A 21,830-nucleotide genomic window follows, 5' to 3' on the forward strand; every position below is an offset into this window, starting at 1 on the left:
ACCGAAGTTTCGAATTTTGATTATCATCAACGAGTGCCCACACAGATTGATAGGTTTATATTGTTAAAGAGCGTTGCCTTTCGGCTTCTTCATTTAGTGACCTGGGTCACTTCGGAAGAGGCGGCCATTCTAGCGAGATAAACTTGAGTGTCAAACACTTTTTTCAATTTATTTTGCTAGCCGTTCTGGCCTTCACTAATCAGGTTCAGCTTTGGTTGAAGCCTTGCCCTGTCAGCGAGGTGGCATTATAGGGATCGCCATCACATTAGCAAGTGCTTTTTAAGAAAAAATGCAAAAATAACCGTTAAATTGTCATTTTTTATTCAAACCCTTATTTATCCCACTTTACCCAACACCAACCCACACATTAACCACAGACTTATCCACATTAATAAAAAACCAGCTTGTTTAAAGCTGGTTTTAGTGAAGTCACTGAGACGTTATAACTCCGAAACGTTATATTCCCGAGCCATCTTTTTCAACACCATCGTCTTCATGCAGGCCACATTCTCGTTTCAAGCCAAAGAAGCGGGTATCTTCTTCCTTCATACCGGGTTCCCATTTGCGGGTAGTATGGGTATCACCGACAGACAGATATCCCTGCTCTCGCAACGGATGATAAGGTAGACCATGTTGCTCTAGGTAATAGTGCACATCTTTATTGGTCCAATCGATCACTGGTAAAAATTTGAAGACGCCATTTTGAATCGACAAGATTGGTAAGTTAGCACGCGACTGTGACTGCTCCCGACGTAGTCCTGAAAGCCAGGTACTGACATTGAGTTCATCCAAAGCACGACGCATAGGTTCCACTTTATTCAGTCGATTGTATTTTTCTATGCCGTCGACGCCTTGTTCCCATAACTTACCGTAACTGGCCTCCTGCCAAGCGGCGCTGTGCTTGGCACGGTACACTTGCAGATTCAAACCTAGTTGCTTATCCAACTGATCGATGAACTGGTAAGTCTCCGGAAACAGATAGCCAGTGTCGGTCAGGATCACCGGAATATCGGCTTTTACCTGAGTGACCAAATGCAACATTAACGCGGCCTGGATACCAAAACTGGACGACACCGCATGTTGACCGGGAAGATTATCCAGCGCCCACTCCACCCGTTGTTGAGCCGTCATCTGCTCTAACTCCATATTAATTGGAGTGAGCTGAAGAATCTGCTCGGTCTTGGTCAGACTCAGCAGCTTTTCCAGTTGTAACTCTGATGCTAGCGAATTATGCATGGAAATCCCTCTTGGATATGACGACTTCATCTATGATGCCGGCACGGATAGTAAAATCACCAAAGCCTTCACCCTGATGACGCTCTTGTGCCCAGCGACCGACCAACTGGTCGATTTCATCCAGGATCTGTTTGTCGGTGATGTTCTCTTTATACATCTTAGGTACCCGGGTCCCCGCACGGTTACCACCTAAATGCAGGTTATAGCGACCAGGTGCTTTGCCGACCAGTCCAATCTCCGCCAACATAGCTCGGCCACAGCCATTCGGACAGCCGGTGACCCGCAGAATGATGTTGTCTTCTTTCGGCAGCGAATATTTTTCCAGAATGCCTTCGACTTCAGTGACAAACTCTGGTAGGAAGCGTTCAGCTTCTGCCATCGCCAACGGACAAGTCGGGAATGCTACACACGCCATTGAATTTTTGCGTTGCTCACTGACGCCATCGTCCATTAAGCCATGGTCACGAGCAATCTTTTCAATCTTCGCTTTCTCGCTTTTTGGCACGCCAGCAACAATCAAGTTTTGGTTGGCTGTCATACGGAAATCACCCTGGTGAATTTTTGCAATTTCAGCAACACCCGTTTTTAGTGGCTTACCTGGATAATCTAGTAGTCGGCCATTCTCGATGAACAAGGCTAAATGGAATTTACCATCAATACCTTCCACCCAACCAATGCGATCACCACGTTCAGTAAACTCGTAAGGACGGCTGGCCTCAAATTTCACGCCAGCACGCTTTTCTACTTCAGCTTTAAACACTTCAGTACCAACACGATCCAACGTGTACTTGGTCTTGGCATTTTTACGGTTAGAACGATTACCCCAGTCCCGTTGTGTGGTGACCACGGCCGCGGCCACGTCCAGAGTTTTCTCCAGTGGAATAAAGCCAAAATCATCTGCTCGACGCGGGTAAGTAGACGTATCGCCATGCGTCATCGCCAGGCCACCACCTACTAATACATTGAAGCCCACCAGTTTGCCGTTATCGGCAATCGCCACAAAGTTAAGGTCATTGGCGTGTACATCGACATCGTTCTGCGGCGGGATCACCACCGTGGTCTTAAACTTACGCGGCAGATAAGTACTGCCCAGGATCGGTTCTTCGTCAGTTGTTTCGACTTTTTCTCCGTCCAGCCAGATTTCCGCGTAAGCCCGGGTCTTAGGCAGCAAATGCTCACTGATTTTCTTCGCCCACTCGTACGCTTCCTGATGCAACTCAGATTCAACCGGGTTGGTAGTGCAGAGCACATTACGGTTGACGTCACCTGCGGTTGCTATCGAGTCGATGCCAATACTGTTCAAAGTCTGATGCATCAGTTTAATGTTTGGTTTCAACACGCCGTGAAACTGAAATGTTTGTCGAGTGGTAAGACGAATACTGCCATACAGGGAGTGGTCAGTGGCAAATTTGTCGATAGCCAGCCACTGTTTCGGTGTAATCACACCACCTGGCATACGAGCTCGCAGCATCACATTGTGCAACGGCTCCAGCTTCTGTTTGGCCCGCTCATTACGGATATCGCGATCGTCTTGCTGATACATGCCGTGAAAACGGATCAGCTGGAAATTGTCTGCGCTAAAGCCACCGGTGATACGGTCTTGCAAGTCTTGCTCTATCGTACCGCGCAAAAAGTTACTTTCTCGTTTCAGACGTTCGTTATCAGATAGTGGTCCTAACTCTTCGCCTAATACAACCTGCTTCTCACTCATTAGTACACATCCCTTTGGTAACGTTTCGCTTTACGTAGATCGTTGATAAATTGTTCGGCATCTTGACGGGTTAATTGCCCTTGCTGCTCAGCCACCTGAATCAGTGCATCATTGACATCTTTTGCCATGCGGTTGGCATCGCCACACACATACAGATAGGCGCCGTCCTGAATCCACTGCCAGACTTGCTCCGCCTGCTCAAGGATTCGCTGCTGCACGTACACTTTCTCTTGTTGATCCCGGCTAAACGCCACATCCATTTGAGTCAGCAGTCCAGATTTGAGGTATTTCTGCCACTCGACCTGATACAGGAAATCTTGGCTAAAGGTCCGGTCGCCAAAGAACAGCCAGTTTTTCCCTTCCGCATCACGGTTTTCCCGCTCCTGGATGAAACTGCGGAATGGTGCGATACCGGTTCCAGGACCAACCATAATGATCGGCGTATTGTCATCTTGTGGCAGTTTGAAGTTATTGTTGTGTTCGATGAACACCTTCACTTCACCGCCCTCTTCTAAACGCTGAGTCAAAAAGCCGGAAGCACCACCAACACGGGTTTCGTCCCCTTGCGGGTATTCCACCAGCCCTACTGTCAGATGGACTTCATCTTCCACTTCCTGCTGACTCGACGCGATAGAATAGAGTCGCGGAGTCAATCGGCGCAACAAGCCGGTCAACTGTTCAACGGTGAGTTTGGTTTTCTTTTCTGCCAGTACATCAAGGATCTGCGTGGTGGTGGCATACTGGCGAAGTTTATCTTTATCATCCACCAGCTTTTGCAGCTTTTTGCTGCCGGAAAGCTCGGCATATTTTGTCACCATCTGAGGGTTGGCGGCCGTGATTTCATATTTGCTCACCAGGGCGCTGTGCAGTGACAGACTTTCGCCATCCACCTCAACACTTTCCACTCCGGATAGCCCAACCTGAGTCAGAATCGCGTTGGCCAGTTCGGCACTGTTTTGATACCAAACGCCCAGGGCGTCACCCGGCTGATAATGCAGACCGGAGCCGTCCAAATCAATTTCGATATGACGGACATCCTTACCTGAATCCCGACCGGTGATTTTCTGGTTGGTTAACAATGTTGCACTGAACGGATTCTGTTTGCTGTAGGCATTCGTTGCCGCTGCCGCCTGGCCGACCGGAAGTTGTACCACTTCCGCTTCATTGCTCGCTGCAGCCAGATCGGCCTGGACAATATCCAACGCCGACTGGCGCCAGGCTGTTGCCGCCGCTTCATAATCAACATCACAATCAACCCGTTCAATAAACGCCGTAGCGCCCTGCTTGGCCAGGAAGGCGTCGAAATCTTTACCGGTTTGACAGAAAAACTCGTAGCTGGAATCGCCCAGACCGATCACACCGTATTTCAGGTTGTCCAGTTTTGGCGCTTTTTTAGATTGAAGGAATTCATGCAGTTCCAGAGCATTATCGGGAGCTTCGCCCTCACCGTTGGTAGATGCCACGATAATAACATGCGTTTCTTTGGCCAGGTTTTTACCCTTGTAATCGCTGGCATCAAACAGCTCAACCGCAATACCTGCGGCATGAGCCTCTTGCTCCAGCGCTTCAGCCACGCCTTTGGCGTTGCCGGTCTGAGAAGCATAAATGATGGTCAGTTTTCCGGCTGGCTTTGCCTGTACACTGGCTGCCGCTTGAGCGATAGGTGCCGCGGCACCGACTGGCTGAGCCTGACTCAATCCCCAAAAATAGCCGCTAACCCAAGCAAGCTGCTGAGGCGACAATTCAGCAACAGTCTGGTGTAACTGATTAAATTGCTGATCGTTAAGAGGACTGGCGATAGCTGGTATTTCTTGAAGTTTGGTGTTTCCGTTAGAAGACATTGTCACAGCATCCCTATTCATTGCGTGACGATAGATTAACCACTCTCTTTAATAACAAGAAAGAATAGAAGTGAATGTTTTATAACTTTTTGGAAGAAAAAAGGGCAACAGGACGTCGCCACTATTTACTTTCGATGCGAACCTGTTGAAAGCCCACAGCCATTGCTGATTTTGAGGCCAGATCCAAATCCATATAATGGCATTCTTCGCCGTGTGCATCGGTGAGCAGCACCAAGCCGCCTTTAGTATGGCGGAATTCCACGATCCATTGGCCCTCTTGAGATGACGGCTCAATGATCGCTTCGACCAGTTTATTCTCCCGATACAGGCTTCTGAGCTCGTTAATTGTCATGCTTCGCTATCCTTGTAGACACAACCTTGCCTATAAATGATGGTCGAATAACACCAAACTGCTAAATAATTCCCTTCCTTTATAAGTACTAGGTATAAAAAACGCCGCTAAAGAATGCGGCGTTATAAACAGCAGTCAACACTGACTAGAGCATCGGTCGTCTAAAACCGATATTCAGCGCCAACAAAGACGCCATTTACAAGCACAGAGCCATTTACCGCTTGTCGTTGATCTGCCTGAAAATCAGTAAATTGCAAATCAATGACCCGATAACCTAGCTTGGCGGTCAGTTGTCCATCACGTATCGGCCAGCGATACTGAGTCCCGGCGATAAAATCAGCCAGTTTCAACCCGTTACTCTTGCCGAAGTCGATTCTACTGAAGATGTCGAACTGGCTATTCGGTATGTTCAGGCTGGCATCTGCAAAGCCGTTAAACCACCAGTCGTCAAAACCAACCTGAGACTGATTGTTGTCCAGCGGGTAAGCGCTGTTATCAAACCGGGTCACCGTCGCCCCGGCTTCCAAATGCAATTGCTGCTCTATCCAGAGCGGATAAAACAGCGTGATATCGGTTTTATCAAAAGAGATGGCCTCGGCCGCGACAGAACTGCGACGGACTGAAACATTCGGTAGATAATCGACGCTGTGCCTCAAAGTTAACTGAGTCACAGGAACATTGGTTGAATCGCGGCTGATGTTGTCTACCTGAGTACTGCCACGCCAGTAATCGGCTTCAACACTGATGGTGTGTGTCTCTGCTGCCCAGACCGGCGGCAACATAATCATCATCAGTAACGCACTGCTACTTACCAGCTCTCTTTTGCTGGTTATATTAATCATTTCTTCTACTTACCTAAATCATGCAAAGAGATGCAAAACGGCAACAATACCACAGCCATCTCACTCATTCAGGAAAGTTTGCGTCAGGATTTAGGCTGGCATAACAGGTTACGATAGACCCAGATTCCCGCCAGAATCAGTAACAGCCAGGGAAGCAGTTTCAGCGCAATACCTATCATCCCTAAAACCAACATTGCCAACATGGCGATGGCAATCGCTGCCATTACGGTGACGACGGTAAATCCCGTCACCATCAAAGTCGCAATGACAATAACGATGAACAATAGCTCAAACATGGCTCATTCTCCTATCTAGTGTTCGTACTTCAGTTCAGTCACTAAACAACTGCAGTTTTCAGGCCAGCTAAAAAGGTTTAAACAACGTATTGTTTATTAAGTAAAAAAGGCGAGCCTCACTGGCTCGCCCGATTTAAGTGGTATATTTCGCCACTTCTTCCGGTGAAATTTACACATCTAGTGACTGAGGTATTTTCGCCAGCGCGGCCTGTACTACTTCAATCCCGGAACCTGGTTTATGGGCATTTTCACTAATATGACGACGCCACTGCCGGGCACCCGGCATATTTTGAAACAGACCCAACATGTGACGGGTAATATGACCTAAATAAGCACCCTGGCTAAGCTGCTGCTCAATATACGGGTACATCTCTTCCACAATCTGGCTGCGTTTTTTCACCGGCGTATCCAAACCAAAAATCTGACGGTCCACTTCCGCCAGTAAATACGGGTTTTGATAGGCTTCACGGCCCACCATCACGCCATCCAGATGGTTTAGATGCTCAAAACTCTGTTGCAGTGTTTTGACCCCGCCATTGATGGCGATCGACAAATGAGAAAAGTCTTGCTTGAGCTGATAAGCACGCGGGTAATCCAGCGGTGGAATTTCTCGGTTCTCTTTCGGACTTAATCCGCTGAGCCAGGCTTTTCTGGCATGAATGGTAAATTGCTCACAACCGCCCTGCTCTGACACAGTGGACACAAAATCGGTTAAGAACTGGTAAGAGTCCTGATCATCGATACCGATGCGAGTTTTGACCGTAACCGGAATAGCAACTTCAGCTTGCATAGCCGCGACACATTCTGCCACCAGCTCAGGCTCCGCCATTAAGCAGGCGCCAAATCGGCCATTTTGCACCCGATCAGAAGGACAGCCAACGTTGAGGTTAATTTCGTCATAACCACGCTCTTCAGCCAGTTTTGCGCAAGTCGCCAGGTCTTTCGCGTTGGAGCCACCTAATTGCAGCGCTACCGGATGTTCCGACTGGTTATAAGCCAGAAAATCGCCTTTACCATGTATGATCGCACCGGTGGTCACCATCTCGGTATACAACAAAGTCTGCTGGCTCAACAAACGGTGGAAGTAGCGGCAGTGTCGATCGGTCCAATCCAACATCGGCGCGACAGAAAAACGGTTAGCAAAGAATTTATCCTCGCGAGCGTTAGCCGCATTGGTGGTTGGTGGAGTCACTGTATCTTGCATGGTGGTACCTTATTTCGAACCGACTCGCGCCGCGTCAATATCCCTTTAAATTGCCGGCCGGCCATCAAAACTAAATTCATTTAATCACTGTCTATTTCAATGTGACAGGCTGTGCACGTTTTGAGCGCATAGCGACCTCGTGAAATAGCAGGCGATTCTACACCAAGTTACCTCCACACCCAACCAATGTAATGTTATGAGGACGAAGCAGTATCGTTTTATGTCAATTTACGGTAAATTATCTCGTTTCATTAATGATACCAATCCGCTTTGGCTTGACTGGACTGCTCAATTAACGGGCTCAACAGAAGAGCACTAATGAGATATCATTAATTAAAACTAAGTCCGCAACGAATGGTGAATAGATTGGGCAGTCCTTTAACTGAACAGATCGAACAAATATGTGCGGCAAGAGGGGTTAGACTCACCAAACAGCGCAAAATTGTCTTTACGCTGATTTGTGCCAGCCAAAAAGCCTGTAGTGCTTATGAACTGCTGGAAGAGCTACAGAAAACGGAGCCGCAAGCCAAGCCACCAACCGTATACCGGGCGCTGGATTTCTTGCTTGAGCAAGGCTTTATTCACCGAGTAGAGTCGACCAACAGCTTTATCTCTTGCTGCTCTTGCAATGCTAACAAGCACTATTCACATTTACTGGTGTGCGATAAATGTGGCAATGTCGTCGAAATTCAAGATGATAATTTGATAGCCTTATTATCAGCGAATGCTGAAAAACATGGGTTCGAACTGGCTAATCACGTGATTGAGTCTCATGGCCTGTGTCAATCGTGCCGAACAAACTAATTACACATAGAAACAGAAGAGTGTTATGCGCGCTGAATTTGTAAACCCGTTTTTGGCTTCATTAATGAATGTGCTGAAAACGATGGCTTCTCTGGAATTGAAGCCTCAAAAGCCTCGAGTTAAAAAAGATGAAATTGCTCGGGGGGATGTTTCCGGTCTGATCGGAATGGTGGGCAACCAGACCCGCGGCTCAATGTCGATCACCTTCGATGAAAACCTGGCGCTGGAAATTATGCAGAACATGTTGGGTGAAAAGCCGAACGGCCTCAATGATGAAGTCACCGACATGGTGGGTGAAATCACCAACATGGTGACCGGTGGTGCCAAACGGATTCTGGCCGAAAGTGGTTTTGAATTTGATATGGCGACACCTGTCGTAGTATCAGGCAAAGGTCATACCATCCGCCACAAATGCGAAGGCGCGATCATCATTATGCCGTTCAGTTCGCAGTGGGGAAATGCGTTTATCGAAATCTGTTTCGAATAAACCCGCCATTCATTTCAAAAAGCTTCCCATTCGGGAAGCTTTTTTTGTTACACCGCTATGATATTGCGTGCCCTTAAAGAAGACAGGCACAGCTCGACCAGCTCATCAATGCTGCCTTCCCCAGCAGGCAGATCCAGTTCTGGTGCCAGCGGGGATTCATAATCAGAGTCAATCCCGGTGAAATTTTTAATCTCTCCCGCTCGGGCCTTTTTATATAAACCTTTCGGGTCACGCTGCTCACACACATCCAGACTGGTGTTAACATACACTTCGAGAAATTCGCCTTCTGGCATCATTTCGCGCACCAGCTGACGTTCGGCGCGATGGGGAGAAATAAAGGCTGACAAGACGATCAGTCCCGCATCTGCCATCAACTTGGCCAATTCACCAATACGACGGATGTTTTCCCTTCGGTCCTGTTCTGAGAAACCTAAATCACTGCAAAGACCATGGCGCACGTTATCACCATCCAGCAGATAGGTGTGATAGCCGAGTTCCGCCAGGCGGGATTCCAGTGCGCCGGCAATGGTTGATTTGCCCGCACCAGATAAGCCGGTGAACCAAAGTACCGCAGGACGCTGCTGCTTGAGCGCCGCCCGCTGCGCTTTATCAACCTGATGTTGATGCCAGACAATATTTTCATCTGTAGGCGACTTAACTGCCGTCATAGTGAAATCCTTTTAAAATGGGAAAAAGTAAGGGATCAAGGCCAAAACCAGCCCCGAATAGACTACTGAGATCGGCACGCCCAATCTGAGATAGTCGGTTAACTTGTAGTTACCTACGCTATAAACCAGCAGGTTGGTCTGATAGCCATAAGGCGAAATAAAACTGGCACTGGCACCAAACAATACCGCCATAATAAATGGCATCGGGTCGACCCCATAGCCCACGGCAATCGAATAACCGATGGGAAACGACAGCGCCACAGCAGCGTTGTTGGTGACCAGCTCGGTCAGGATGAGGGTGATAAAATAGGTCGCCACCAGCGCTCCGTACACCCCCCAGCCGTTAAACAGTTCGATAAACATAACGCCAAGCTGATTCGATAAACCCGATGAGATCATTAACTGTGCGATCGATAATGCGGATCCTACGATCACTACGATATCGATCGGGAAACGGCGGCGTAATTCGTTCAACTGTACCACCCCGCTCAGCAGCAACACCATCAGGTACACCGCCAAGCCCTTGATCAGCGGTAACCAGCCCAGCAAAGACGTTGCGATCACGGCAGCAAAGCCGAGCAACACCAGGCTAGACTTATTGCCATCCAGTTTGGCACTGGAATCCAGATCGTTGATCAGGACAAATTCTTTACGGTGCGCCCGGCGCTCTGCGTCAAATCGCTTACCGGGCACCAGCACCAGGGTATCTCCGGCTGACAGAATGATGTTACCCAGCCCGCCTTCCAACCGCTCATGGCCACGACGAATCGCCACCACCACGGCGTCAAACCGGTCACGGAAATGGCTCGACTTGAGGGTTTTATTACAGAAGCTGGCCGATGAGCTCACCACCACTTCAACAAAGTTCTGGCCATTGAGATGGTGTTGACCGAACAGTGTGAGCCCCGGAATTTCCTGCAGCGTCGCGACACTTTCGACATCACCACAAAACAGCAGTCTGTCTCTGGCCTGCAGGACAAAATCCGGCTCAACCGACGGCATAGTGACGCCATCGCGGATCACTTCCGCCAGAAACAGCTTACGCAGTGCCCGCAGGTTGTTTTCACTGACGCTTCGCCCCACCAGCGGAGAACCGGGTTCTACCCTGGCTTCCAGAAAATAGGGTAAATCGTCGGCGTGCAGATCATCGTAATTAGGCAGCAGATAGCTCAGCGGGATCAGGATTAGCACCCCCCCAAACAGCACCGCTAAGCCGATTAAGGTCGGGGTGAAAAAACCCAGTCCCGGCAGGCCGGCATCTTCCACAAAGCTGTTGATGATCAAATTGGTTGAAGTGCCAATCAGGGTCAGGGTACCGCCAAATATCGCCGCATAGGAGAGCGGGATCAGTAACTTAGATGGCGCGTGACTACGGTTACGTTTAATGGCACCAATCAGGGACACCACCACCGCGGTGTTGTTAGTGAATGACGACAACAGCGCAGTAGACAAGCCCAGCTTGGCAACTACAGTCCCCAGCCGTCCTTCAGAAATGCTGTGGCTGACCCAGCTGATCAAACGGGTTTTTTCCAGCGCACTGGAAGCCAGAATCAGCAGTACCAGGGTCAGCAAAGACGAGTTAGTGAAGTTGGCCGCGATCTCACCCAGTTCAATGCTTCCAACCAGAAATGCCATCAAAGCCGCACTGGCGAAAATGATACTCGGCTTAATACGCGTGACAATTAGGCAAGTCACGATCGCCAGTAGCAGTGCCAGCACAAATCCCTGTTGCCACATAACTCATCCCCAGAAGAGGGAGCCAACAGGCTCCCGGACAGATTACTTGTTCAATAGTTGACTCAAATCTTTGGCATCCCAGTGAGGGAAATGCTTACGGATCAGAGCATTGAGTTCAAGTTCAAAGGCAGACACATTGCCAGCAGCCGTTTCGACTTCACGCAATGGCTGGCGAACCAGGCCGGCACCGACAGTCACGTTACTCAAGCGGTCAATCACGATGAAACCACCGGTATCTGCGCAATCAGTATATGGGTCAAATGCCACTGATTCAGTAAAGGTCCACTCGCACAGACCGATACCATTCAGCGGTAACTCAACCGCCGCATGGGTCGATAAGTTATTGATGTCATACTGATGGCGTATCGCTTCGATGCGACCGACAGTTTTCTTACCCGCCACCTTGATATCGTATTCCCGGCCGGGTTGTAGCGGATTTTCTGTCATCCATACCACATCGGCCAGCAGGTGGTTGCTGGACAAAACCGGCGAAGACTCATGTACCAGCAGATCGCCGCGGCTGATGTCGATTTCATCGCTCAGTGTCAGGGTTACCGCCTGTCCGCTCTGTGCCTGAGGCAGGTCACCATCAAAACTGACAATCCGGGCGATGGTCGACGCTTTACCGGAAGGCAGAGCCTTCACTTTGTCACCGACTTTCACCACACCGGAGGACACCGTACCGGCAAAGCCACGGAAATCCAGGTTGGGACGGTTAACGTACTGAACCGGGAAACGGAAATCACCGCTGCCTTTTTCCTGGTCGACGTCGACCGTCTCCAGGATCTCCAGCAGCGAAGGCCCCTGATACCAGCTCATACGCTGGCTAGCGTCGACCACGTTGTCACCTTCCAGAGCTGAAATCGGGATGATCTGAATATCGATTTCACCGTGCAGATTAGTTGAGAACGCCAGGTAGTCATCGCGGATCTGCTCGAACACCTGTTGTGAATAGTCCACCAGATCCATCTTGTTGACCGCGACCACAAAGTGTTTCAGGCCCAACAGGTTGGAAATGAATGAGTGACGACGGGTCTGATCCAGAATACCTTTGCGGGCATCGATCAGGATCACCGCCAGGTCACAGGTGGATGCACCGGTGGCCATATTACGCGTGTACTGTTCGTGTCCCGGAGTATCGGCGATGATGAACTTGCGCTGCTGAGTAGAGAAATAGCGGTAAGCCACATCGATGGTGATACCCTGCTCTCGCTCGGCTTGCAGACCGTCCACCAGCAGGGCCAGATCGGGACGCTCACCCGTGGTACCCACGCGCTGGCTGTCAGAGTGCACTGCCGCCAGTTGATCTTCATAAATCTGCTTGGAGTCATGGAGTAAGCGACCAATCAAGGTACTTTTGCCGTCGTCAACCGAGCCGCAGGTCAGGAACCGGAGCAAAGACTTGTGTTGATGTTGATGTAAATATCCTTCAATCCCAAGCTCGGCGAGCTGGGCTTCTACTGCACTGTTCATAGTCTGTTCCTTCGATCCTTTAGAAATAGCCCTGGCGTTTTTTCAGCTCCATTGATCCGGACTGATCATGGTCGATCGCCCGGCCCTGACGCTCACTTGAGGTGGCCACCAGCATCTCTTCGATGATGCCGGTTAAAGTATTGGCTTCCGATTCAATTGCACCGGTCAGCGGGTAGCAGCCCAGAGTGCGGAAACGAACACTCTTGTGCTCGACCTGTTCACCCGGTTTCAGCTCCATACGCTCGTCATCGACCATAATCAACATGCCATCACGCTCTACGACCGGGCGCTTTTCTGCCAGATAGAGCGGTACGATCTCAATATTTTCCAGATAGATGTATTGCCAGATATCCAGCTCGGTCCAGTTCGATAACGGGAATACCCGGATGCTTTCACCTTTGTTCACCTGGCCGTTGTAGGTGCGCCACAATTCTGGACGCTGATTTTTCGGATCCCAGGTGTGGTTTTTGTCGCGGAATGAGTACACCCGCTCTTTGGCGCGAGATTTCTCTTCATCACGGCGGGCTCCACCAAACGCGGCGTCAAAGCCGTACTTGTTCAGCGCCTGTTTCAGGCCCTGAGTTTTCATAATGTCGGTGTGCTTCGACGAACCGTGGACAAATGGGTTAATGCCCATCGCCAGACCTTCAGGGTTCTTATGAACCAGCAGGTCGAAACCGTATTTCTCTGCGGTGCGATCGCGAAACTCGATCATCTGTTTGAATTTCCAGTCAGTATCGACGTGCAGCAAAGGAAACGGGATCTTGCCCGGATAGAACGCTTTGCGCGCCAGGTGCAGCATCACCGAAGAATCTTTACCGATCGAATACATCATCACCGGATTATCAAACTCGGCGGCGACTTCGCGGATAATGTGGATACTTTCCGCTTCCAGTTGCTGTAAGTGAGTTAAGCGTTGTTGGTCCATTGGTTTGCTTCCTTTTTTGCTCGCTAGGCGAGCGATTTGGCGAATCTTGTTTGCGGCCCTTACTGTCAGCATCACTGATGTTCAGGCGCAAATTATAATCAGGCGCAGTGCCAGTGAGCGTTGGTTGCGACGTCCTCGAATGATTCTGACGAGTGTTGAAACCAGTTCAGTTTGCTGGCCAGTGCAACCACTTCACCGATCACGATCAGCGCAGGCGAACCGGCCTTGCTAGCCATGTCACTCAGTTGTGCTAAGCGACCGAAGTAACTGCGCTGCTGTGACTGAGTCCCACGCTCAATGATGGCCACCGGCGTGTCCGCACTGCGTCCATGTTGTAGTAACTGTTGCTGAATATGGCTGGATTTCATCAGCCCCATATAGATCACTAAGGTCTGTTGGCCGCGGGCCAGGGTCGACCAATCCTGATGGTCGTTTTCCTGTTTAAGATGACCGGTGATGAACATCGCGGACTGGGCATAATCACGATGGGTAAGCGGAATCCCGGCATAGGCCGTTGCTCCGGCAGCAGCGGTAATACCCGGTACGACTTGAAAGTTGATCCCGGCATCGGCCAGCACTTCCAGTTCTTCACCACCACGGCCAAACATGAAAGGATCGCCGCCTTTGATCCGCACCACCCGGTAGCCCTGCTGAGCAAAATCGACCAGCAGCTGGTTGGTTGTCTGCTGCGGTACGCTGTGGTGCCCGGCACGTTTACCGACACAGACGGTGACACACTCATCCGGAACCAACGCCATAATGTCGTCAGAGACTAAGTAGTCATACAGCACCACATCGGCTTGTTGCAGATATCTCAGTGCTTTTATGGTCAGCAGCTCCACATCACCCGGACCGGCACCCACCAGCGCCACTTCTCCGGCACGCAATAGGCTGTCACCTGGCAACGAGCGCTCAAGACGGTTTGCCGGCTTTCGTTGAATTGGAAACTGACGGATAGTGGTATCGCCTGCCATTGTCATCGTCCTTGTTAATCAGATGATGGCATTATGACCGCCTCCTCATATTACCTGAAATTCTAAAATTTCATTTTTTATTCGATTTACTGATAAGAATAATTTAAAACTTGGCCCGCACCGGTTGGACGTTTCTGGTCACTCAGTAGGCATTGCGATCCGGTACGCAGTTTGAATTCATTTCATCGATTAAAATCACACAGTTAGTGACTATGTAATTTTCATTACATGGTTTTTTGTTAGATTCATCACTCAAAACTATTCAAATATGGAGTCCAACATGAAGCGGATCGCCTCTCCCTTAACTCTGGCTGTTCTCAGTGGCATGTTAGCCATGGCCGGCCCGGCCATGGCTGAAAGCATCAAGCTGCGTATTATTGAAACCACCGATATCCATGCCAATGCGATGGATTACGACTACTACAAAGACAAACCCGCGGCGAACATTGGCTTAACCCGCACGGCGACTCTGGTCAAACAGGCCCGGGAAGAAGTGGAAAACTCGGTATTGGTGGACAACGGCGACCTTATCCAGGGCAGTCCCATGGGCGATTATGTCGCGGCCAAAGGGCTTAAACCTGGAGACGTTCATCCGGTGTATAAAGCGATGAACCTGCTAGACTACGATGTCGGCAACATCGGTAACCACGAATTCAATTACGGCTTGCAGTTTCTGCAGGAAGCGATCAACGACGCTGACTTCCCTTATATCAATGCCAACGTGTTCTCAGCCTCTGGTGAGCACTATTTCCAGCCTTACTTGATCAAAACCCACCAATTTAAAGACAGTGACGGACAATCGCACGATATCAAAGTGGGTTACATCGGGTTTGTCCCGCCGCAAATCATGGTTTGGGATAAGAAAAACCTTACCGGCAACGTCACCGCGCAAGACATTAAAGCGACAGCCGAACGGCTGATCCCGCAAATGAAACAGCAGGGTGCCGATGTCATCGTGGCGATTCCTCATTCGGGTATCTCATCGGACCCGTATAAACTCGGCGCAGAGAATTCCACCTATTATCTGGCGCAAGTGGCGGGTATTGATGCCATCACGTTTGGCCATTCTCACGCGGTTTTTCCGGGTAAAGGGTTTGACAACATCGATGGTATCGACAATCAGGCCGGCACCATCAATGGCGTGGCCGCGGTGATGCCGGGGCGCTGGGGTAGCCATATCGGCGTGATCGACCTGGTGCTGGAGCAGAATAATGGCCAGTGGCAGGTCACCAAAGGTCAGAGCCAGGCCAGACCGATATTTGATGGCAACCAGAAGAAATCTCTGGTGGAGCCTGACGCTGAAATCGTCCAAGCACTGGCGGCGGATCACGCCGGGACCCAGCAGTTTGTTAATCAGCCGATTGGCAAAGCCAATGATGTGATGTATAGCTTCCTGGCGCTGGTTCAGGACGATCCCACTATTCAAATTGTTAACCTGGCGCAGAAAGACTATGTCGAACGCTTTATCCAGGGCGACCCGGATCTGGCGGGATTGCCGGTATTGTCCGCCGCTGCGCCGTTTAAAGTCGGCGGTCGTAAAAATGACCCGGGGAATTTTACCGAAGTGGAATCCGGCCAGCTCACGTTTCGTAACGCCGCCGACTTATACCTCTACCCCAATACTCTGGTGGCGCTGAAAGTCACCGGCAAAGAAGTGAAGGAGTGGCTGGAATGCAGCGCCGGGCAATTTAACCAGATCGACAGCGGCTCAAGTGAACCTCAGTCGCTGATCGATTGGGACGGGTTCCGTACCTATAACTTTGATGTCATCGACGGCGTTGAGTATCAAATCGACGTCACCCAGCCAGCCAGGTACGACGGCAGTTGCCAGGTTATCGATCCCGATGCTGAACGGATCGTTGGTCTGACTTACCAGGGTAAAGCGATTGACCCAGCCCAGCCATTTATCATCGCCACCAACAACTACCGTGCGTACAGCAACCGTTTCCCGGGTACCGGCAGCGAATATGTTGCCTTTGACTCTCCGGATGAGAACCGCACCATCGTGGCCAATTACATCAGCCGGGTCAGCCAGGAAAAAGGCCAGGTAACCCCAAGTGCTGACAACAACTGGCGCTTTGCTCCAATCACGTCAAGCCAGTCACTGGACATTCGCTTTGAAACCTCGCCGAGTGACAAAGCCGGGCAGTTTATTGAGCAAAAAGGCCAGTACCCAATGCGGCGCGTCGCCAGTGATGATGTCGGCTTTGCGGTCTATCAAATAGATCTACAAAACTAACAGCGAACTCGCTACATTAATAAGCCGCTCTACCCGGGCGGCTTTTTTGTGGCGTACTTTTATGGAATAACGATGGATAACCGATTTCTGACCCAATTAACCGATCAAGGCTTCAGCCAAGAGCAAATTAGCCAGCTCCGCCGGGTGGCGAGCGAGCTGGAGTTGCCCACTCGCCATGTGCTGATCCAGCAGGGTGATGAACCAGAACATATCTATTTGCTGCTTGACGGTATCTGCCACGCCAGTTACCTGACCGAAACAGGCAAAGCGTTCAGTAAGGAGTTTTATTGGGAAAATGACTGGGTTATCGGCTATGAAGCGCTGATTAAGCAGCAGCCTTCCCCTTTTCTGCTGGAGACGTTAACCCCGGCAACTCTGATCTGCATTCCGATCGACACCCTAAGGCAGTGGCGGGCTGAGCAACATGCTATCTATTACAAGTTGCTGGAAACACAGCTAATGTACAAGGAACACAAAGAACGCTTTATGCTGCTGCATACACCTGCTCAGCGCTATACCCTGTTCAGAGAACACTACCCCGAACTACTTGACCGGCTAACCGACTATCAGATTGCGGCCTACCTGGGCATTACCTCGATTAGCCTGAGCCGAATTAAGAGCAGACTTAACAAAGGTTAATGTCCTAGTAGCGATTATCCGCTATGTTATGGGCCTTGTTTTCAATCTGGACTTTCCCATGATCCAATGGCAATGCCTGTCCTTTGACCAACTCAGCAACCAACAACTGTACGACCTGCTGCGACTGCGGGTGGATGTGTTTGTCGTCGAACAAACCTGCCCGTATCCCGAACTGGACGGCCACGACCACCATCCGGAAGTGATGCATCTGCTCGGTTATCAAGCAGGGCAACTGGTCGCCTGTGCCCGCCTGCTGCCACCCGGAATCACCTATCCCAATGCCAGTATTGGCCGAATCGCGACTCATCTCGACGTGCGCAAACAGAAGCTAGGCCATCAGTTGGTAAACAAAGCGCTCACTGTTGCTGAACAACAGTGGCCAGAGTCGGATATTGAGATTGGCGCGCAGCACCATCTGGTAGCCTTTTATCAGCAGCACGGCTTCAGCATCACCTCTGAGATGTATCTGGAAGATGGTATCCCCCACATCGATATGATTCGTCGAAGAGCCCGCTAACATGAGCCCGACTAACCTGGCAATCGTTCTGTTGGTGGCCGGTAATTTTGTCGCCGCTTTGTCTGATGTGGCCGTTAAGCTGTTAGATGGCGGAGTGCCGCCATTTCAGTACGTTTTTTTGCGCCAGCTGGTTGCTGTGATGTTGCTGTTGCCATTATGGTTGCGACTGAACCGCCAGCAGCGCCAACTGACCAACCCAGGCGCGACCCTGCTGCGCTCGCACCTGATTATCCTGGGTAGCGGTTGTATGATTGTCTCACTGACTTACTTACCCCTGGCTACCGCGAACGCCGTGTTTTATACCGCACCGCTATTGATGCTGCCGTTAAGTAAATGGTTGTTTGGCGAACGGCCGCCGGCCGACAAACTGCTGGCAACACTCATCGGCTTTGCAGGGGTGTTGGTACTGTTACGACCGTCGCAATTTCACTGGGCTGCGCTGTTTGCGCTCGGTACCGCGTTGACTGTGGCCCTGTATAACCTGTTGTCGCGTAAATTGCCCTTAGAGCAGCCTTTGCTCACGACGCTATTCTGGACATCGCTGCTCTCTTTACCGCTGTCATCACTGCTTGCCTGGTGGTACTGGCAACCGGTTGCAAGCGGGCAGTTAGGCCTGATTGCCAGCAGTGCGCTGCTTATCCTCACCTACAATGGCCTGGCGGTACAGGCATACAAAAATGAACCTGCGGCCAATATCGCCTTGTCAGAATATTCCGGACTGGTGTTTGTCGCCCTGTTTGGGCTTTGGTGGTTTGATGAAGTCCCGACCCCATTGAGTCTTGTCGGTATGCTGTTGATCGTACTGGCTATCTTTCCTTACCGGGATTGGCAGGCGCGCCGCAAGGCCCGGTCACTTGCTGCGACCGAAGCCTCCGTCCGACAGTCGGAAGAACATCACTGATCCACTGTCTTTTTCCAATTGCAGAATATCCAGTTGGCCGTCTTTGGCCAACTTGTAGCGCACTAACTGGCCCTGCTTTATGTAGCTGAGCGGCTTATCATTACCTTCAACTTTGACCAGGGCATACAGGTCGGTCATCGGTAAGCCCACATTGCGAAATACCTGGGCCAGAGTGTCGCCACTTTTCACCTGATATTCCTGCCAGCTGACAGCATTCTGCTTGCCTACACCACTGCCACCCTGTTCGCTGAGATTAACCGCATGGAGATCCAGCTGAACCCGCTTGGGTTCGGTTTGTACCGCCTGTTCGGGTTGTGATTCAGGAACCGGGAACAATGTGGCGCCAACCACCAAAACCAATAAGGCGGGTAACAAACGTCGATGCAATTTGGGCAACCTAAACCACAGTTCGGTCACTTGCTGACGTCGGGTTTGCCAGTCCAATTGTGTCCAATAACTGCGCAGTCTGTCAGAAAAATTGATTTGCGGCGGTTTGCGTTTACGGCGATTCATCGATTAACAGCTCCTATCTATAACGGCAACAGTATAAAAATAGTCGCCGCATCAGTATAGCCGGATCGGCGGTGCAAAGTCATGAATCGGTCAAAACTGTCCAAGTCACTGGGATCCCGCTCACGCATGGTCACCCATTCAGCGTCGGATCCCGTTTGTCGTTTAATCCTACCGGTAGAACTGTTATCCTTGACCATTCCACACACAAATCGAGATATCTAGATGTCTGAAGTAAAATTCGAAACCGTAGAGCAGAAAGCAAGCTACGGTATTGGCCTGCAAATGGGTCAGCAATTGGCCGGTAGTGGTCTGGAAGGTTTGAATGTTGACGCTATTGCCGCCGGTATCGCGACCGCACTGGTAGGTGAAATGCCAGCGATTGAAATTGACGAAATCAACCAAGCATTGCAGGAAATGCAGTCTCGCGTTGAAGCAGCTCGTCAGGAAGCGGCAAAAGCAGCGTCGGCAGACGGTGAAGCATTCCTGAAAGACAACGCACTACGCCCAGAAGTGACTGTGCTGGAATCTGGTCTGCAATATGAAGTCATTACTGAAGGTCAGGGTGAAATCCCGTCTTCAGACAAATCTGTACGCGTTCACTACCACGGTGAGCTAACTGACGGTACTGTATTTGACAGCTCAGTTTCTCGTGGTCAACCAGCTGAGTTCCCTGTAACCGGCGTAATCAAAGGTTGGGTAGAAGCACTGCAACTGATGCCTGTTGGTTCAAAGTGGAAACTGTACATCCCGCACGATCTGGCCTACGGCGAGCGTGGTGCTGGTGCAGCCATCCCTCCTTTTGCTGCCCTGGTATTTGAAGTTGAGCTACTAGACATCCTGTAAGGCAACTGTCTATACTTAACCACAAAAACAGCGAAGCTCAGTCTTCGCTGTTTTTGTCTCTACAACAATAACTTATCCATCCAAAACGCAAGGAAATCCCCATGAATAAACTGGTTGTTGCCCTTTTCGTCAGCTTAGCGATTACTGGCTGCCAATCCACCGGCACCAGCGGCACAGACACTGGCAGCTCAAATAATACCGTCCTCGCAACCAATGCACTATTAGCTGCAACTCAAATGTGGTCGGGAATGAATGCGACCAACCCTGTCGCCGATCAGTTGGCCCAGCAAACCAATGTCACCAATGAACAGGCTCTGGGTGGACTAGGCAGTATGCTGGCCCTGGCACAGAATTCACTCAGTGGCAGTCAGTCCCAGGAGTTAGCGGGCATGATGCCAGGTTATTCAAGCCTGCAGCAGTCAGGCTTGTCGGCGCTAATCGCCAGCCCGGAGATGATGAATACCGCGTTTAATGCCCTGGGGATGGATCCTAGCCTGGTCTCCAGTTTTGCCCCTATCGTATTGCAACTACTACAAACACAGGGAGCCAGCTCCACACTGGTAAATAGCTTAGGCGCTTTGTGGCAGTAGTCGCCAGCCAATCATTTTCCTTAAATTGCAGACACAAAAAAGCCGAGCATTACGCTCGGCTTTTCAGTTCTTACGAACGACTGATTACTCAGCAGCTTCTTCAGCAGCTGGGCGATCAACAAGCTCAATGTAAGCCATTGGAGCTTTGTCACCAGCACGGAAGCCAGCTTTTAGGATACGAGTGTAACCGCCCTGACGAGCAGCAAAACGTGGACCCAGTTCGTTAAATAGTTTTGCAACTACTTCGTTGTCACGAGTACGTGCAAATGCCAGACGACGGTTAGCAACGCTGTCAGTCTTAGCTAGTGTAATCAAAGGCTCAACTACGCGACGCAGCTCTTTTGCTTTTGGCAAAGTAGTCTTGATAACTTCATGACGTACCAGAGAGCTAGCCATATTGCTGAACATCGCTTTGCGATGACTGCTGTTGCGGTTGAGTTGACGTCCACTCTTACGATGGCGCATGACCTAATCCTTCTAACTAGTATCGATTAATCTTCAGCGATGGACGCTGGTGGCCAGTTTTCCAGGCGCATGCCCAGAGACAGACCACGTGATGCAAGTACGTCTTTAATCTCAGTAAGAGATTTTTTACCCAGGTTAGGCGTTTTAAGTAGCTCAACCTCAGTACGCTGTACAAGATCACCGATGTAGTGAATCGCTTCTGCTTTCAGACAGTTAGCAGAGCGAACTGTTAGTTCAAGATCGTCTACAGGACGCAGTAGGATCGGATCGAATTCTGGCTTCTCTTCTTTCTCCTCAGGAACTCGTACATCACGCAGATCTACGAATGCATCCAGTTGTTCAGCAAGAATAGTTGCTGCACGACGGATAGCTTCCTCAGGTTCCAGAGTACCGTTCGTTTCCATGTCGATGACAAGTTTGTCCAAGTCAGTACGTTGTTCAACACGTGCTGCTTCAACCGAGTAAGCAATTTTGTCTACTGGGCTGTAAGTGGCGTCTACAAGTAGACGGCCAATCGGACGCTCATCTTCTTCAGTGTGAATACGAGCTGAAGCTGGAACATAACCACGA

General features: G+C 50.3%; 23 protein-coding genes. 8 read left to right on the forward strand and 15 right to left on the reverse strand.

What is annotated here, in order from left to right; all coding sequences use genetic code 11:
• Positions 1-456: 456 nt before the first annotated feature.
• The 7 genes from ACQY6F_RS14015 to dusA form a co-directional block, all read right to left on the reverse strand.
• Positions 457-1,236, reverse strand: a complete 780-nt coding sequence (locus ACQY6F_RS14015; RefSeq protein ID WP_428775225.1) for a phosphoadenylyl-sulfate reductase — start codon at positions 1,234-1,236, stop codon at positions 457-459.
• The gene (gene cysI, locus ACQY6F_RS14020) at positions 1,229-2,947 is read right to left on the reverse strand and encodes an assimilatory sulfite reductase (NADPH) hemoprotein subunit (RefSeq protein WP_428775227.1); all 1,719 of its coding nucleotides are present in this window, start codon (positions 2,945-2,947) and stop codon (positions 1,229-1,231) included. Before cysI ends, ACQY6F_RS14015 begins: the two co-directional genes overlap by 8 nt.
• The gene (locus ACQY6F_RS14025; protein WP_428775229.1) at positions 2,947-4,809 is read right to left on the reverse strand and encodes an assimilatory sulfite reductase (NADPH) flavoprotein subunit; all 1,863 of its coding nucleotides are present in this window, start codon (positions 4,807-4,809) and stop codon (positions 2,947-2,949) included. The genes cysI and ACQY6F_RS14025 overlap by 1 nt, the downstream gene beginning before the upstream one ends.
• Positions 4,810-4,909: 100 nt before the next feature.
• A complete protein-coding gene (locus ACQY6F_RS14030) occupies positions 4,910-5,140 on the reverse strand; it encodes a hypothetical protein (protein ID WP_428775230.1) in 231 nt (76 codons plus the stop codon).
• A gap of 161 nt (positions 5,141-5,301) precedes the next feature.
• On the reverse strand, positions 5,302-5,982 hold the full coding sequence (locus tag ACQY6F_RS14035) for a TIGR04219 family outer membrane beta-barrel protein (RefSeq protein WP_428775232.1): 681 nt from the start codon (positions 5,980-5,982) through the stop codon (positions 5,302-5,304).
• A gap of 83 nt (positions 5,983-6,065) precedes the next feature.
• Positions 6,066-6,278, reverse strand: coding sequence for an envelope stress response protein PspG (gene pspG / locus ACQY6F_RS14040; protein WP_428775233.1), 213 nt, complete (start codon positions 6,276-6,278; stop codon positions 6,066-6,068).
• 169 nt (positions 6,279-6,447) lie between these two features.
• On the reverse strand, positions 6,448-7,482 hold the full coding sequence (gene dusA, locus ACQY6F_RS14045; protein WP_428775234.1) for a tRNA dihydrouridine(20/20a) synthase DusA: 1,035 nt from the start codon (positions 7,480-7,482) through the stop codon (positions 6,448-6,450).
• A gap of 366 nt (positions 7,483-7,848) precedes the next feature.
• Between dusA and zur the strand changes: the two genes are divergently transcribed.
• On the forward strand, positions 7,849-8,286 hold the full coding sequence (gene zur, locus ACQY6F_RS14050; protein WP_428775235.1) for a zinc uptake transcriptional repressor Zur: 438 nt from the start codon (positions 7,849-7,851) through the stop codon (positions 8,284-8,286).
• A 25-nt stretch (positions 8,287-8,311) separates the two neighbouring features.
• On the forward strand, positions 8,312-8,773 hold the full coding sequence (locus ACQY6F_RS14055) for a chemotaxis protein CheX (protein ID WP_428775236.1): 462 nt from the start codon (positions 8,312-8,314) through the stop codon (positions 8,771-8,773).
• Positions 8,774-8,820: 47 nt separating this feature from the next.
• Here ACQY6F_RS14055 and cysC read toward each other — a convergent pair whose 3' ends face one another.
• Genes cysC through cobA form a run of 5 tightly spaced genes read right to left on the reverse strand, consistent with a single transcriptional unit; the run spans position 8,821 to position 14,553 of the window.
• On the reverse strand, positions 8,821-9,441 hold the full coding sequence (gene cysC, locus ACQY6F_RS14060; RefSeq protein ID WP_428775237.1) for an adenylyl-sulfate kinase: 621 nt from the start codon (positions 9,439-9,441) through the stop codon (positions 8,821-8,823).
• A 12-nt stretch (positions 9,442-9,453) separates the two neighbouring features.
• Positions 9,454-11,178, reverse strand: a complete 1,725-nt coding sequence (locus ACQY6F_RS14065; protein ID WP_428775239.1) for an SLC13 family permease — start codon at positions 11,176-11,178, stop codon at positions 9,454-9,456.
• Positions 11,179-11,220: 42 nt separating this feature from the next.
• A complete protein-coding gene (gene cysN, locus ACQY6F_RS14070; RefSeq protein WP_428775241.1) occupies positions 11,221-12,651 on the reverse strand; it encodes a sulfate adenylyltransferase subunit CysN in 1,431 nt (476 codons plus the stop codon).
• 19 nt (positions 12,652-12,670) lie between these two features.
• Positions 12,671-13,651, reverse strand: a complete 981-nt coding sequence (gene cysD, locus ACQY6F_RS14075) for a sulfate adenylyltransferase subunit CysD (RefSeq protein ID WP_428775242.1) — start codon at positions 13,649-13,651, stop codon at positions 12,671-12,673.
• A 26-nt stretch (positions 13,652-13,677) separates the two neighbouring features.
• Complete coding sequence (cobA, locus tag ACQY6F_RS14080; protein WP_428775243.1) at positions 13,678-14,553, reverse strand: uroporphyrinogen-III C-methyltransferase; 876 nt, start codon at positions 14,551-14,553, stop codon at positions 13,678-13,680.
• 268 nt (positions 14,554-14,821) lie between these two features.
• On the opposite strand from cobA, the gene cpdB reads away from it, so the two are divergent.
• The 4 genes from cpdB (at position 14,822) to ACQY6F_RS14100 (ending at position 18,849) form a co-directional block, all read left to right on the forward strand.
• The gene (gene cpdB, locus ACQY6F_RS14085) at positions 14,822-16,792 is read left to right on the forward strand and encodes a 2',3'-cyclic-nucleotide 2'-phosphodiesterase (RefSeq protein ID WP_428775244.1); all 1,971 of its coding nucleotides are present in this window, start codon (positions 14,822-14,824) and stop codon (positions 16,790-16,792) included.
• Between the two features lie 72 nt (positions 16,793-16,864).
• Positions 16,865-17,431 (forward strand): Crp/Fnr family transcriptional regulator, encoded by a 567-nt coding sequence (locus ACQY6F_RS14090; protein ID WP_428775245.1) that lies wholly within the window; start codon positions 16,865-16,867, stop codon positions 17,429-17,431.
• A gap of 58 nt (positions 17,432-17,489) precedes the next feature.
• Positions 17,490-17,948 carry a GNAT family N-acetyltransferase gene (locus tag ACQY6F_RS14095; RefSeq protein WP_428775246.1) on the forward strand — a complete coding sequence of 153 codons (459 nt, stop codon included), beginning with the start codon at positions 17,490-17,492 and terminating at the stop codon, positions 17,946-17,948.
• Position 17,949: 1 nt separating this feature from the next.
• Entirely contained in the window at positions 17,950-18,849 is a 900-nt protein-coding gene (locus ACQY6F_RS14100; RefSeq protein ID WP_428775247.1) for a DMT family transporter, read from the forward strand.
• Here ACQY6F_RS14100 and ACQY6F_RS14105 read toward each other — a convergent pair.
• Positions 18,799-19,362: a LysM-like peptidoglycan-binding domain-containing protein gene (locus ACQY6F_RS14105; protein WP_428775248.1), complete on the reverse strand. Its 564-nt coding sequence runs from the start codon at positions 19,360-19,362 to the stop codon at positions 18,799-18,801. The two genes, ACQY6F_RS14100 and ACQY6F_RS14105, sit on opposite strands and share 51 nt — an antisense overlap.
• Before the next feature lie 222 nt (positions 19,363-19,584).
• On the opposite strand from ACQY6F_RS14105, the gene ACQY6F_RS14110 reads away from it, so the two are divergent.
• Together ACQY6F_RS14110 and ACQY6F_RS14115 are read left to right on the forward strand one after the other, a co-directional pair.
• Complete coding sequence (locus ACQY6F_RS14110) at positions 19,585-20,205, forward strand: FKBP-type peptidyl-prolyl cis-trans isomerase (protein ID WP_428775249.1); 621 nt, start codon at positions 19,585-19,587, stop codon at positions 20,203-20,205.
• Positions 20,206-20,306: 101 nt separating this feature from the next.
• A complete protein-coding gene (locus ACQY6F_RS14115) occupies positions 20,307-20,795 on the forward strand; it encodes a DUF2780 domain-containing protein (protein ID WP_428775250.1) in 489 nt (162 codons plus the stop codon).
• Positions 20,796-20,879: 84 nt separating this feature from the next.
• On the opposite strand, the gene rplQ is transcribed toward ACQY6F_RS14115, so the two are convergent.
• The gene (rplQ, locus tag ACQY6F_RS14120) at positions 20,880-21,260 is read right to left on the reverse strand and encodes a 50S ribosomal protein L17 (protein ID WP_005383141.1); all 381 of its coding nucleotides are present in this window, start codon (positions 21,258-21,260) and stop codon (positions 20,880-20,882) included.
• 26 nt (positions 21,261-21,286) lie between these two features.
• On the reverse strand, positions 21,287-21,830 hold a 544-nt coding region (locus ACQY6F_RS14125), incomplete at its 5' end, for a DNA-directed RNA polymerase subunit alpha (RefSeq protein WP_428775252.1).

The sequence above is a fragment of the Vibrio sp. genome (assembly GCF_050299255.1).
GTDB lineage: Bacteria > Pseudomonadota > Gammaproteobacteria > Enterobacterales > Vibrionaceae > Vibrio.

Bases quoted from the DNA above. Each gene is read 5' to 3' on its own strand.
- dusA (WP_428775234.1), bottom strand. From the start codon at position 7,482: ATGCAAGATACAGTGACTCCACCAACCACCAATGCGGCTAACGCTCGC.
- ACQY6F_RS14105 (WP_428775248.1), bottom strand. From the start codon at position 19,362: ATGAATCGCCGTAAACGCAAACCGCCGCAAATCAATTTTTCTGACAGA.
- ACQY6F_RS14035 (WP_428775232.1), bottom strand. From the start codon at position 5,982: ATGATTAATATAACCAGCAAAAGAGAGCTGGTAAGTAGCAGTGCGTTA.
- cobA (WP_428775243.1), bottom strand. From the start codon at position 14,553: ATGGCAGGCGATACCACTATCCGTCAGTTTCCAATTCAACGAAAGCCG.
- cysN (WP_428775241.1), bottom strand. From the start codon at position 12,651: ATGAACAGTGCAGTAGAAGCCCAGCTCGCCGAGCTTGGGATTGAAGGA.
- ACQY6F_RS14065 (WP_428775239.1), bottom strand. From the start codon at position 11,178: ATGTGGCAACAGGGATTTGTGCTGGCACTGCTACTGGCGATCGTGACT.
- ACQY6F_RS14115 (WP_428775250.1), top strand. From the start codon at position 20,307: ATGAATAAACTGGTTGTTGCCCTTTTCGTCAGCTTAGCGATTACTGGC.
- ACQY6F_RS14095 (WP_428775246.1), top strand. From the start codon at position 17,490: ATGATCCAATGGCAATGCCTGTCCTTTGACCAACTCAGCAACCAACAA.
- ACQY6F_RS14100 (WP_428775247.1), top strand. From the start codon at position 17,950: ATGAGCCCGACTAACCTGGCAATCGTTCTGTTGGTGGCCGGTAATTTT.
- ACQY6F_RS14015 (WP_428775225.1), bottom strand. From the start codon at position 1,236: ATGCATAATTCGCTAGCATCAGAGTTACAACTGGAAAAGCTGCTGAGT.
- cysC (WP_428775237.1), bottom strand. From the start codon at position 9,441: ATGACGGCAGTTAAGTCGCCTACAGATGAAAATATTGTCTGGCATCAA.
- cysI (WP_428775227.1), bottom strand. From the start codon at position 2,947: ATGAGTGAGAAGCAGGTTGTATTAGGCGAAGAGTTAGGACCACTATCT.
- ACQY6F_RS14055 (WP_428775236.1), top strand. From the start codon at position 8,312: ATGCGCGCTGAATTTGTAAACCCGTTTTTGGCTTCATTAATGAATGTG.
- ACQY6F_RS14110 (WP_428775249.1), top strand. From the start codon at position 19,585: ATGTCTGAAGTAAAATTCGAAACCGTAGAGCAGAAAGCAAGCTACGGT.
- ACQY6F_RS14030 (WP_428775230.1), bottom strand. From the start codon at position 5,140: ATGACAATTAACGAGCTCAGAAGCCTGTATCGGGAGAATAAACTGGTC.
- ACQY6F_RS14090 (WP_428775245.1), top strand. From the start codon at position 16,865: ATGGATAACCGATTTCTGACCCAATTAACCGATCAAGGCTTCAGCCAA.
- cpdB (WP_428775244.1), top strand. From the start codon at position 14,822: ATGGAGTCCAACATGAAGCGGATCGCCTCTCCCTTAACTCTGGCTGTT.
- ACQY6F_RS14025 (WP_428775229.1), bottom strand. From the start codon at position 4,809: ATGAATAGGGATGCTGTGACAATGTCTTCTAACGGAAACACCAAACTT.
- rplQ (WP_005383141.1), bottom strand. From the start codon at position 21,260: ATGCGCCATCGTAAGAGTGGACGTCAACTCAACCGCAACAGCAGTCAT.
- cysD (WP_428775242.1), bottom strand. From the start codon at position 13,651: ATGCTGACAGTAAGGGCCGCAAACAAGATTCGCCAAATCGCTCGCCTA.
- pspG (WP_428775233.1), bottom strand. From the start codon at position 6,278: ATGTTTGAGCTATTGTTCATCGTTATTGTCATTGCGACTTTGATGGTG.